The organism is Pseudonocardia sp., assembly GCF_050246655.1.
GTDB lineage: Bacteria > Actinomycetota > Actinomycetes > Mycobacteriales > Pseudonocardiaceae > Pseudonocardia.
Window position 1 is genome coordinate 1 of sequence record NZ_JBFWVQ010000134.1, and the last position, 11,664, is coordinate 11,664.

The window sequence follows — 11,664 nt, forward strand, 5'->3', positions numbered from 1 at the left end:
CCACCTCCAGCAGCGCGACGAGGGACCCCCGGGTGGCACCGATCCGGGCCACGGCCATCACGCCGGTGAGGTACGCGAGCACGGTGGCGACCAGGACGAGCAGCGCGGCCGTCACGACCCACCCGACGTCCACCCCGGCGAGCAGCACGGGCGAGGCGGCGGTGTCCACGACGACCGGCAGCACCCCGACCGCGCCCAGCACCGCGACGAGCACCGCACCGATGGCCATGCCCACCCCTGCGAGCACCAGCGGCGGCGTGCCGGCGTCCGCGCGGTCGGCGATGAGGAAGTACGACGCCTGGCACACCGCGGCGAACAGCCCCCACGCCACACCCGCCCAGACGATCGCGTCCACGTCCCACACGCCGACGACCAGCGCGAGACCGGCGAGCGCGATCGCCCCGCCCGCGAGCGTGCGCCCCGTGGGCGGGCGGCGGCGCACGAGCCACACCCAGCCGACGACCAGGATCGGACCCGCGTACTCCATCAGCAGCGCCACGGACACCGGCAGGTAGCGCACCGCGTTGAAGAACGCGACCTGCACCCCGCCGGTGGCGAGCAGGCCGTAGAGCAGCAGCGCCGGCCCGTCACGCCGGATCGCCGCCACCACACCGGGCCGCAGCACGGCCAGCAGCACCGCGAGCACCGCGGCCGCTCCGGCGAGCCGCACGAGCACCGCCCCGTTCGCCGACCACCCGGCATCGATCAGCGCCTTCGCGAACGGGCCGGAGAGCCCGAACGACGCCGCCGACACCAGGGCCAGGGCGAGGCCCGCCGCCGTGCCCCGCTGCACGTCCACCGTCACGGAATCCATCCCTATCAAGGAAGACCGCGCGGTCGCGATGAGTTAACCCGCCACGGGACGTCCACATGGCGACACCCGAGGAGGAAGACCGATGGAGATCCCCGTGAAGGCCGGCAGGCGGGAGTGGATCGGCCTGGCCGTTCTCGCCCTGGCCTGCCTGCTCTACGTGATGGACCTCACGGTCCTGCACTTCGCTGTGCCCGCCCTCTCGGCCGATCTGCGGCCCAGCAGCGTCCAGCTGCTGTGGATCATCGACGTCTACGGCTTCATGGTCGCGGGGGCGCTGGTCACGATGGGCACGCTCGGTGACCGGATCGGGCGGCGGCGGCTGCTGCTCGTCGGCGCCGCGGCGTTCGGACTGATGTCGGTCGTCGCGGCGTTCTCGACCTCCCCGGAGATGCTCATCGCCTCTCGCGCGCTGCTGGGCATCGCGGGCGCGACGATCGCGCCGTCCACGCTGTCGCTGATCTTCCACATGTTCCGCGACCCCCGCGAGCGCTCCACCGCGGTCGCCGTCTGGATCGGGGCGTTCTCCGCGGGCAGCGCCATCGGGCCGGTACTGGGCGGGCTCATGCTCTCGGCGTTCTGGTGGGGATCGGTGTTCCTGCTGGCCCTGCCGGTGATGGCGCTGCTCCTGGTGCTCGGCCCGCGGGTCCTGCCGGAGTACCGCGACCCGGACGCCGGACGGTTGGACGTCACGAGCGCCGCGATGTCCGTGGTGGCGCTGCTCGCGATGGTCTACGGGCTCAAGCACCTGGCCCAGGACGGCGTCGGCACCGCTCCGGTCGCTGCGGTCGCCGGGGGCGCCGTCGTCGGCATGCTGTGGGCGCGGCGGCAGCGGCGCCTGGCCGACCCGATGATCGACGTCTCGCTGTTCCGGATCCGGGCGTTCAACGCGGCGCTGGCCGTCAACTTCCTGGCGATCTTCATGATGATCGGCTACTTCCTCTTCGTGGCCCAGTACCTCCAGCTCGTGCTCGGGCAGACGCCGCTGGAGGCCGGCCTGTGGTCGCTGCCGTCCGCGGTGGCGTTCGTGGCGGCGTCGCAGGTCACGCCGTGGCTCGCGCGGCGGGTCGCCGTCTCGCGGCTGGTGGCGGGCGGGCTCGCGATCGCGGGTGCCGGGCTCCTGCTGCTGCTCGGCGCAGGTGTCGAGGACGGTCTGGGTGCGCTGATCGCCGCGTCCGTCGTGATCTCCGTGGGCATTGGCCCGGTGTTCGGGCTGACCACCGAGCTCATCGTCGGCTCGGCACCGCCGGAGAAGGCGGGCGCCGCCACAGGTGTCTCGGAGACCGCCGCCGAGCTCGGCGGGGCACTGGGGCTCGCGGTGCTCGGCAGCATCGGTCTGGCGGTCTACCGCGGGCACGTCACGGCGGGCCTGCCGGCAGCGGTGCCCGCCGAGGCCGCGGGAGCCGCCCGCGACACTCTCGGCGGCGCCGTGGACGTCGCGGCCGGGCTGCCCGGGCCGCTCGCGTCGTCGGTGCTGGCCGTCGCCCGGGAGGGGTTCGTCGCGGGCCTGCACCTGACGGCGCTGATCGCAGCGGGTCTCGCGGCCGTCCTCGTGGTCCTGGCCGCCGTCGCGCTGCGGCGGCCCGGGGCGGAGGGCGGCGGGTCAGCCGACGGCGCCGACCCGACGGCACCCGCCGGGATCGATACGGTGCTCGCCACCGATCCCGGCGCGGTGCCCGACGGTCCGGCCACCCCGGAACCGGCCTGCTGTTGAGGCCGGACCGCCTACTCCCCCGTCTCTGCCACCAGCCCGGCCGCCGCGATCCCCGCGATCGCGGCGGCCTCGTCGTGTGCCGAGAGGTCCCCGCTGATCCCGACCGCACCGAGCAGCGCCCCACCCGCATCCCGGACGAGCACCCCGCCCGGCACGGGCAGCAGCCGCCCGCCGGCCAGCGCGTTCACGGCCTGGAAGAACTCCGGCGACTCCGCAGCGCGTGCCGCGACCGCCCGGTTCGTCATGCCGAGCCCGAGCAGGCCCCACGCCTTCGCCACCGCGACATCCGGACGCAGGTGCCCGGAGCCGTCCTGGCGCGCCAGCGCGACGACCGCCCCGCCCGGGTCCAGGACGGCGACGGTGAGCGGCTTGTACCCGTGCCCGGTGCCGTGCTCCAGCGCGGCGCGGACGACGGTCTGGGCCTGCTGCAGGGAGATGCTCATGGCCGGTGATCCTGGTGCACGGACGCTCAGGTCGCCGGACGCCCCGACACCGCCAGCCCTGCACCCACACCGACGAGGGTCAGCCCGCCGATCCCGCCGACCCAGGACAGCCGCCGCGGCGAGGTGACGAACCAGGCCCGGGCCGTGCCCGCCGCGAGCCCCCACGCGCTGTCCAGCAGGCTCGCGATCAGCGCGAACAGCAACCCCAGCACCAGGATCTGGACCATCGCGTCGCCTCGGGCGGGATCGACGAACTGCGGCAGGAACGCCGAGAAGAACACGAGCACCTTCGGGTTGGTCACCCCGACGATCACGCCCTGGCGGAACAGGCGCCGGTCCCCGCCCGGATCGACGGCGCCGAGCACGGCGTGCAGCCCGTGGCGGTGCCGGAACGTCTGCACGCCCAGGTAGACCAGATACGCGGCCCCCACGAGCTTGAGCGCCGTGAACACGACGATCGACGTCTCCGCGACCGCACCCAGGCCGAACGCGACCGCCACCACCACCAGCGAGGCGCCCACCGTGTTCCCGGCGACGCTGGTGAGCGCCGCCCGGCGGCCGTGGGCGAGCGCCCGCCCGACGATGAACAGGACGCTGGGCCCGGGGATCACGACGAGGACGATCCCGGCGAGGGTGAACGCGACCAGGGTCTGCACGGACGGCACCCGTTCACGCTAGTCGCCCGGTCCCCCGTCGAGAACGACGTTGTGCAGCCCGAGAGGCCCTGTTGATCAGCACAAGGTCGTTCTCGACGGTCACCCCGGCGCGCCGTAGAAGACCCGCTCGACGACGGCCCGCGCCCGCCTGGTCACGCGCCGGTAGTCGTCGAGGAACACCCCCGGATCCCCGCCCGGCGAGTACCCCATCGCCACCGCCACGGCCGCCAGTTCCCGCCCCGACCGCGGCAGCTGGTCGCCGGGCTTGCCCTTCACCAGCATCACCGCGTTGCGCGCCCGCGTGGCCGTCGTCCAGCCCGCGACGAGCGCCGCCACGTCGTCGGAGGTGAGCAGGCCTGCCGCAGCGGCCTCCGCCAGCCCGTCCAGGGTGGACATCGTGCGCAGCTCCGGGATGTCGCCCGCGTACTGCAGCTGCAACAGCTGCACCGTCCACTCGACGTCGGCGAGCCCGCCCAGGCCGAGCTTCGTGTGCGTGCTGCGGTCCGCGCCGCGCGGCAGCCGCTCGGTGTCGACACGCGCCTTGATCCGCCGGATCTCGGTGATCGCCGCGTGTTCCAGCCCCTCGGCCGGGTAGCGGATGGGGTCGATCAGCGCCGTGAACCGCCGCCCGAGCTCCTCGTCGCCCACGAGGGGGCGCGCCCGCAGCAGTGCCTGCGCCTCCCACGCCTCCGACCAGCGTGCGTAGTAGGCCCGGTAGGACTCGAAGGTGCGCACCAGCGGCCCCTGCCGGCCCTCGGGGCGCAGGTCCGCGTCGATCACGAGGGCGGGGTCCGGGCTGGGCGTGCCGAGCCGCCGCCGCACCCCTTCGACGACGGCGGTCGACCACTTCACGGCCTCGGAGTCGCTCGCCCCGCCCAACGGCTCGCAGACGAACATCACGTCCGCGTCGCTGCCGTAGCCGAGCTCGCCACCCCCGAGGCGGCCCATGCCGATCACGGCGATCCGCGCCTGCGCCGGGCCCGCCGCGCGCACGACGGCGTCCAGGGTGGCCTGCAGGACCGCGACCCAGACCGTCGTGAGGGCCTCGCAGACCCGCGCCACTGTCGCCAGGCCGAGCAGGTCAGCGCACGCCACCCGCAGCAGCTCGTGGCGGCGCAGCGAGCGGGCCGTCGCGGCGGCGCTGTCCGCATCGGGCTGGCGGGCGACGGTGGCGCGGATCGACGTCGCCACCTCGACCGGGTCCTTCGTCAGCTCGTCCGCCTGCCCCTTGACGGGCTCGGCGAGCATCCGCAGCACCTCCGGCGCCCGCACCAGCAGGTCCGGGACCAGCGCGGACGTGCCGAGCAGCTTCATGAGCCGCTGCGCGACAGCCCCCTCGTCCCGCAGCAGGCGCAGGTACCAGGGAGTGTTGGCGAGCGCCTCGGAGACGCGCCGGTAGGCGAGCAGGCCCCGGTCCGGGTCGGGGCTGAGCGCCAGCTCGTCCAGCAGCACCGGCAGCAGCGTCTGCTGGATCGCCGCGGCCCGCGACACCCCGCTGGTGAGCGCCCGCAGGTGGTTGAGCGCACCTTCGGGCGATGCCCAGCCGAGGGCACCGAGTCGGGCCTTCGCCGCGTCCGGGGACAGCCGCGCGGAGTCCGCCGGCAGCCGCGACACCGCGGTGAGCAGCGGGCGGTAGAACAGCTTCTCGTGCAGCCGCCGCACCCGGCGGGCGTTGCGGGCCCATTCCGCGAGCAGCACGCCGGTGGCGTCGTGGCGACCGTCGGGCCGCATGCGGGCCGCGCGGGCGAGCCAGCGCAGCGCCGCGGTGTCCGTCGGGGGCGGCAGCAGGTGGGTGCGGCGCATCCGCTGCAGCTGCAGCCGGTGCTCCAGCAGGCGCAGGAAGCGGTACGAGGCGGCGAGGTTCGCCCCGTCCTCGCGGCCGACGTAGCCCCCGACGTCCAGCGCGTGCAGGGCCTGCAGCGTCGACGGGGAGCGCAGCGTCTCGTCCGTGCGGCCGTGCACGAGCTGCAGCAGCTGCACCGCGAACTCGACGTCGCGCAGCCCGCCGGGCCCGAGCTTCAGCTCGCGCTCGGCGTGGTCGGGCCGGACGTGCTCCTCGACGCGACGGCGCATCGCCTGGACGTCCACGACGAAGTCCGGACGCTCGGTGGCGCTCCACACCATCGGCGCGACGGCCTTGGCGTACTCCGCGCCCAGCTCGGCGTCCCCGGCGATGGGGCGCGCCTTGAGCAGGGCCTGGAACTCCCAGGTCTTCGCCCAGCGCTTGTAGTAGCTGACGTGGCCGTCGAGGGTGCGCACGAGCGCGCCCTGGCGCCCTTCGGGGCGCAGGTTCGCGTCGACCTGGAAGCACGCCTCCCCGGCGATGCGCATCAGGCGGGTGGCGAAGCGGGTGGTGGCCTGCATGCCGGCGGGGTTGTCGGCGCCCGGCTCGCCGACGAAGACGACGTCCACGTCGCTCACGTAGTTCAGCTCGCGGCCGCCGGTCTTGCCCATCGCGATGACGGCCAGGCGGCCGAGGTCGGTGCCGCCCAGCTCGGCCAGCGCGACGGCGAGCGCGGCCCGCAGCGCCGCCTCGGCGATGTCGGCCAGCCGGCCGGCGACGTCCTCGACGTCCAGTACGGGCAGGCTCGGCTCCCCCACGGCGGCGAGATCGGCAGCGGCCAGGGTGAGGACCTCGTCGCGGTAGGCGGTGCCGAGCGCGTTCACCGCCTCCGAACCGGTGAGCGCCGCCGCGCCGCCAGCGGGTGCGCCCGCGGGCGGGGCCGCCGGGTCGGCGCCGACGGCCCGCAGCAGCGCGGTGGTGCACGCCGCGAGATCGGCGCCCGGGATCCGCTCGGGCCCGGCGAGGCGGTGCCACCGGTCCGGGTGCACGACGAGGTGGTCCGACAGCGCCGTGGAGCTGCCGAGGACGGCCAGGAGCCGCCCCCGCAGTGCCACCTCGGTGCGCAGCGCGGTGTCCAGCTCGGTCCAGTCCGACACCGCCTCGGCGAGGCGCTCGACCCCGCGCAACGCGAGGTCCGGGTCGGGGCTGCGGGCCAGTGCCCACATCACGGGGGCGTGTTCCTCGTCGCGAGGGGTGTCGCCGGACCACCAGCCCAGCTTCTCCAGCACGCTCTCGGCGCGCTGATCGGTGAGCCCCAGCCGTGCCAGCGAAGGTCTCGGCCGCCGATCGTTCACGATCGCATCCTGCCTTACGACGGGGCCGCGGCGGATCCCTCGTCGGCGGCGGGCTCCTGCTACCCGACCTGGTGCAGCCAGGTGACCGGGGCGCCGTCACCGGCGAACCGGAACGGCTCCAGCGCCTCGTCCCAGGCGGAGCCCAGCAGCTCCCGGATCCGACCGGGCACCTGCCCGACCGGCACGCCCGACAGCAGGGCCCGCAGCTGATCCTCGCCCACGACGATGTCGCCGTTGGCGCTCGCACGGCCACGCCACAACCCCAGCTGCGGTGTGTAGCAGAACCGCTCGCCGTCCACCCCGGAGCTGGGCTCCTCGGTGACCTCGAACCGCACCATGGACCAGGCGCGCAGCGCAGCGGCGAGCGCGCCGGCACTGCCCACGGGTCCGGACCACGTGCATTCCGCCCGCAGCTGCCCTGGAGAGGCAGGCTGCGGGGTCCACTCCAGCGACACCCGTGTTCCGAGCACGCCGGAAAGCGCCCACTCGACGTGCGGGCAGACCGCAGTCGGCGACGAGTGGACGAACACCACGCCGCGTGTGCTCACTGCAGACCTCCGCTCGACGAGGAACGTCTTCCCCTACGTCCTCTTCGCGCGACGGACCCGAAGCGGGCTCACGTGCGGGACACAGTCTGCCGGGCCGGGGTGCCGACCGCCAAATCACCCGGCGTGTCGGACCGTCACCGCGTGTCGTCCCGATCAACCCCGGATCGGCACGCGGGGTGTCACCCCTCGATGACGGGGTGCTCACCGCTCTCGATCTCGCGTCGCTCGCCCCGGTAGCGGTTGACCTTCTCAGCCTTCCGCGGGAGCCGGTCGTTGGCGATCAGGACCGCCATCCACGGCAGGGGGATGGACAGCACCAGCAGGCCGACGGCCAGCCACGGCGTCTGGTAGAAGACGGCCGCGAGGATCATGAACGGCACCCGCATGCTCATCATGACGGTGTACCGGCGCTTGCGTGCCGCGAGCTCGGCCTCCGGCGACGGCGGGGCGTCGGTGATCAGGACGGGATCCGTCCGATGCGGCTCGCTCACGGCTGCACCTCCAGGCCCCCATCGTGCCACCTGACCTCGCTCGCAGCAGTGTCGGCGTTGTGGTGCAACCGGACGTCACCCACCGTGCGGGGCGAGACGACGTCCAGCAGCCGCCGGGTGAGCTCGCCGTCCACGCGGTAGCGCACCAGCCGGCCGTCCCGGTGGGCGGTGACCATGCGCTGGGCCCGCAGCAGGCGCAGCGCGTGGGAGACCGCGCTGTCACTCATCCCGACGGACACGGCGAGATCGGAGACGCAGAGATCTCCGGCGTGGTGGAGCGCAAGCAGGATCGACAGGCGGCCGACGTCGCCGAGCGCGTCCAGGATCGCGGCGGTGTCCCGCAGTCCTTCGCCATTGGCGAGGACGGCGGTGGCGTCGCACACCTGGTCGGGATCGATGATCCGCGCACCGCGGCGTGTCTGCGGAACCCGGTGCATTCTGCGATGCTATCGCTCCGCCGCGATCACGGGCGGCCAGCAGGACCTCTCGGCGCGCTCCCTGCACGGTCGGCCGCTGCGGTCCCGGCCGCCTTGGCCGCCTTCGCCGCCGCCTTCTGCTCCTGCTTGTAGTCGCGCACCCGGACGAGCGATGCGGCGTCCACGACGTCCGCGACGGACTTGTGCACGCCGTCCTCGCCGTACCCGCCCGCCGCCTCGCGCCAGCCCTCCGGGGTGACGCCGCGCTGCTTGCCCAGGAGGGCGGTGAAGATCTGCGCCTTCTGCCTGCCGAAGCCGGGCAGGGCGGCGAGGCGGCCGAAGAGCTCCCCGCCGTCGGTGACGTCGCGCCAGATGTTGGCGGCATCCCCGTCGTACTGCTCGACGATCACGGCCGCGAGCGCCCGGGTGCGCTGGGCCATGGAGCCGGGGTAGCGGTGTACCGCGGGCGGGCCACGGAAGACCTCCACGAGCGCGCCCTCGTCGTAGGTCGCGAGCTCGTCGACGTCGAGCGTCTCCCGGCCGAGCCGCTGCGCCACCAGCACCGGCCCGGCGAACGCCCGCTCCATCGGGAACTGCTGGTCCAGCAGCATGCCGAGGAGCAGGGCGAAGGGGTCGCGGTCCAGAAGGGCGTCCGCGTCCGGCTGCTGGGCGAGGCAGATCGCCACCGGGTCACCTCCAGGTCTGCTACGGGGTGAGAGCCTAGGCGCCGTGCCGGCCCGGTTCGATACCCGACTCGATACCCGATTCGATGCTGCCACCTGCGACGCACTGCGCACCGCGCTGGTCCGGGTCGGCTACACGACCGCGGGCGTGCGCGCGCTGCTCGGCCCCGAGGCGCACGCGGCGCTCGGTCGTGGCGAACCGGAACCCGCGTTCCGCGCGACCGCGGGTGGGGGCGAGCTCGGCGTGCTCGTCCGGTTGCTGCTGCTCGGCGGGATCGAGCCGGATGCCGAGGTCCGCGGCGTCCTGGACCCGGACGGTGCCGCGGCGGCCGGCCTGCTCGTCCGCGACGACTCGACCGGCGCCCACGGCTGGCGCGCGGCGCTCGACCTGCGCCCCTACGGGGACGAGGACACCGACTGGTGGGTCCTGTCCGACCTCGACGAGCGCCGCCAGGAGCGCGATCACGTCACCGGGGTCGGCGCGGCCTCCCTCACCCTCGCCGCCGCCACCGTCCGCACCCCCGCGGGCTCGCTGCTCGATCTCGGCACCGGCTGCGGCGTGCAGGCGCTGCACGCCACCACCCACACCCGCGCAGTCACGGCCACGGACGTGGCACCGCGAGCACTCGCCCTGGCCGCGGCGACGTTCGCACTGAATGGCCTCGACGTCGAGCTGCTCGACGGGCCGTGGCTCGCGCCCGTGGCGGAGCGCAGGTTCGACCGGATCGTGTCGAACCCGCCGTTCGTCGTCGGGCCGGCGCGGGTCGACTACGTCTACCGGGACTCCGGCGAGGACGGCGACGCGGCGCTCGCGCGCCTGGTCCGCGCCCTGCCGCGGTACCTGGAACCGGGCGGGGTGGCGCAGCTGCTCGGCTCGTGGCTGCACGTGCGCGGCGAGGACTGGCCCGACCGCGTCCGCTCCTGGCTGCCGGAGGGCGTCGACGCGTGGATCGTGCAACGCGAGATCGCCGATCCGGCGCTGCACGTCGGAACCTGGCTGCGCGACGCCGGGCTGGACCTGCGCTCCCCGCAGGCCCGCACACGCGCGGGCGCCTGGCTGGACTGGGTCGCCGCGCGGTCGGTCGAGGCCGTGGGCTTCGGGCTGATCACCCTGCGCCGCACGGACGGCCCGCCGCAGGTGGTGTTCGAGGACCTCCCGGACGCGCTCGCCGACCCGCTCGGGCCGGAGGTGGTGGGCTGGCTGGACCGGGTGGACTGGCTGCGCGCCCACGCCACCGACTCCGCACTCCTCGGCGCCCGCCTCGAACTGGCGGACTCCGCGCTGCTGGAGCGCTTCGCCGTCCCCGGCCCGGAGGGCTGGCAGGACGAGGGTGCCGCGGTGGTCCGGCGCGACGGCCCGCGCTGGCGCCACGAGGTGGACTCCCCCGCCGCCGCGCTGCTCGCCGGCTGCCAGGGGGTGCTCGCGCTCGGCGAGCTGCTGGAGCTGCTGGCGATCGCCCAGGACCGGCCGGTGGACGCGCTGGCGGCGGCGACGCTGCCGGCGGTGCGGGAGCTCGTCCGGCACGGCCTGCTGGTGCCCGCATGAGGGCCCGATGAGGGCGGTGGCGACCCGGGTGTCGCGCGCTTCGGTGACGGTGGACGGGGCCGTCGTCGGCGCCGTCGACGGCCCCGGGCTGCTGGTCCTGCTCGGGGTGCACCGCGACGACACCGCCGCCGCCGCACCGGTGATGGCCCGAAAGCTGTACGAGCTGCGGATCCTCGACGGCGAGCGCTCCTGCGCGGAGGCGGGCGCGCCGCTGCTGGTGGTCAGCCAGTTCACGCTCTACGGCGACACGCGCAAGGGCAGGCGCCCGAGCTGGACCGCCGCGGCCCGCCCGGAGCACGCGGAGCCGCTCGTCGACGCCGTGGTGGCCGCGCTGCGGGAGCGCGGCGCCCACGTGGAGACGGGGGTGTTCGGCGCGCGGATGGCCGTCGAGTCCGTGAACGACGGGCCGTTCACGGTACTGATCGACGTGTGACCCGGCCGCTCGACGGCTGACGCGGCCGTCGACCCCCGCCGGCCCGCCGCGCGACCCCCGCCGGCCCGCCGCGCGAACGGCCCGTACGGGAAATAGGACGTCCCATCTGGGCCGTTCGCGCGGGGAAGCCGAGCGGGGCCGAGGGCCAGCCGCGGGTGCCGGTGCGGGTGCGGGTGCCCGGTGCGGGACAGATCAGGCGAGCCCCGAGCGCAACCCCATCGTCTCGATGCGCCAGTCCTCGTACTGCTCGTCGGTGACGGCATCGGCGGACAGCCGCGCGGTGGCGTCCTCGCCGCCGTGCAGCGCATAACCGACGATCTGCTCGTCGTGCCGGTCGCCGGAGGCGACGACGACGTCGACGCCGCGACCGCCCAGCTCGGCGCGGGTGGCGTGGGCGAGGACGTGCAGCAGGGCGAGGCGGGAGCGGTGGTCGTCGGGCAGCGCCGTGTCGGGGGTGTTGCCGGAGACGAGCACGACGGTGGCGCCGTCCGCGAGGGCCGGCAGCACCTGGTCGACCACGGCGAAGCGGCCGAGCAGGCCGTCGGAGAGGAAGGACCGCACGCGGCCGACCAGGCTGTCCCCGACGGGGTGCACCCGGGAGGGCAGCTGGATGTAGTGGGCGACGCCACCGAGGTCGGAGAGGTTGTCGAGCTCGTCAGGCCCCGTCGCCGTGCGGACCTCGTGACCCTCCTTCTCCAGCAGGGCGGCCACCGCCGCCACCCGTTCCCCCGACCCCGTCACCAGTGCGCGTGCCATGCCCGGGACCCTAGGCGAGAGATCGTCGC

11 protein-coding genes and 1 pseudogene are annotated in these 11,664 nt (G+C 74.8%); 3 read left to right on the forward strand and 9 right to left on the reverse strand.

Features of this window, described 5'->3' with window-relative positions:
- A partial coding sequence (locus tag AB7J25_RS26845; RefSeq protein WP_428513460.1) for an EamA family transporter occupies nt 1–805 on the reverse strand: 805 nt, incomplete at its 3' end.
- A gap of 91 nt (nt 806–896) precedes the next feature.
- Between AB7J25_RS26845 and AB7J25_RS26850 the strand changes: the two are divergent.
- Nucleotides 897–2,411 (forward strand): annotated as a pseudogene (locus AB7J25_RS26850) (MFS transporter); the annotation flags it as partial.
- Nucleotides 2,412–2,536: 125 nt separating this feature from the next.
- On the opposite strand, the gene AB7J25_RS26855 reads toward AB7J25_RS26850, so the two are convergent.
- The 7 genes from AB7J25_RS26855 to AB7J25_RS26885 form a co-directional block, all read right to left on the reverse strand.
- Entirely contained in the window at nt 2,537–2,968 is a 432-nt protein-coding gene (locus tag AB7J25_RS26855; protein ID WP_428513462.1) for a GlcG/HbpS family heme-binding protein, read from the reverse strand.
- Between the two features lie 26 nt (nt 2,969–2,994).
- The gene (locus AB7J25_RS26860; protein ID WP_428513464.1) at nt 2,995–3,633 is read right to left on the reverse strand and encodes a LysE family translocator; all 639 of its coding nucleotides are present in this window, start codon (nt 3,631–3,633) and stop codon (nt 2,995–2,997) included.
- A gap of 90 nt (nt 3,634–3,723) precedes the next feature.
- Complete coding sequence (locus AB7J25_RS26865; protein ID WP_428513484.1) at nt 3,724–6,765, reverse strand: bifunctional [glutamine synthetase] adenylyltransferase/[glutamine synthetase]-adenylyl-L-tyrosine phosphorylase; 3,042 nt, start codon at nt 6,763–6,765, stop codon at nt 3,724–3,726.
- A gap of 56 nt (nt 6,766–6,821) precedes the next feature.
- Nucleotides 6,822–7,310: a DUF3145 domain-containing protein gene (locus tag AB7J25_RS26870; protein WP_428513466.1), complete on the reverse strand. Its 489-nt coding sequence runs from the start codon at nt 7,308–7,310 to the stop codon at nt 6,822–6,824.
- Between the two features lie 179 nt (nt 7,311–7,489).
- On the reverse strand, nt 7,490–7,801 hold the full coding sequence (locus AB7J25_RS26875) for a DUF3099 domain-containing protein (protein WP_428513468.1): 312 nt from the start codon (nt 7,799–7,801) through the stop codon (nt 7,490–7,492).
- Nucleotides 7,798–8,238 carry an ArsR/SmtB family transcription factor gene (locus tag AB7J25_RS26880; protein ID WP_428513470.1) on the reverse strand — a complete coding sequence of 147 codons (441 nt, stop codon included), beginning with the start codon at nt 8,236–8,238 and terminating at the stop codon, nt 7,798–7,800. Before AB7J25_RS26880 ends, AB7J25_RS26875 begins: the two co-directional genes overlap by 4 nt.
- A 26-nt stretch (nt 8,239–8,264) precedes the next feature.
- Complete coding sequence (locus tag AB7J25_RS26885; RefSeq protein WP_428513472.1) at nt 8,265–8,903, reverse strand: HhH-GPD-type base excision DNA repair protein; 639 nt, start codon at nt 8,901–8,903, stop codon at nt 8,265–8,267.
- A gap of 43 nt (nt 8,904–8,946) precedes the next feature.
- Here AB7J25_RS26885 and AB7J25_RS26890 point away from each other — a divergent pair, with 43 nt between their 5' ends.
- Nucleotides 8,947–10,446: a DUF7059 domain-containing protein gene (locus AB7J25_RS26890; protein ID WP_428513474.1), complete on the forward strand. Its 1,500-nt coding sequence runs from the start codon at nt 8,947–8,949 to the stop codon at nt 10,444–10,446.
- 7 nt (nt 10,447–10,453) lie between these two features.
- The gene (gene dtd / locus AB7J25_RS26895) at nt 10,454–10,879 is read left to right on the forward strand and encodes a D-aminoacyl-tRNA deacylase (RefSeq protein WP_428513476.1); all 426 of its coding nucleotides are present in this window, start codon (nt 10,454–10,456) and stop codon (nt 10,877–10,879) included.
- A 192-nt stretch (nt 10,880–11,071) separates the two neighbouring features.
- On the opposite strand, the gene AB7J25_RS26900 is transcribed toward dtd, so the two are convergent.
- Nucleotides 11,072–11,635 carry a hypothetical protein gene (locus AB7J25_RS26900; RefSeq protein WP_428513478.1) on the reverse strand — a complete coding sequence of 188 codons (564 nt, stop codon included), beginning with the start codon at nt 11,633–11,635 and terminating at the stop codon, nt 11,072–11,074.
- Between the last annotated feature and the right edge of the window lie 29 nt (nt 11,636–11,664).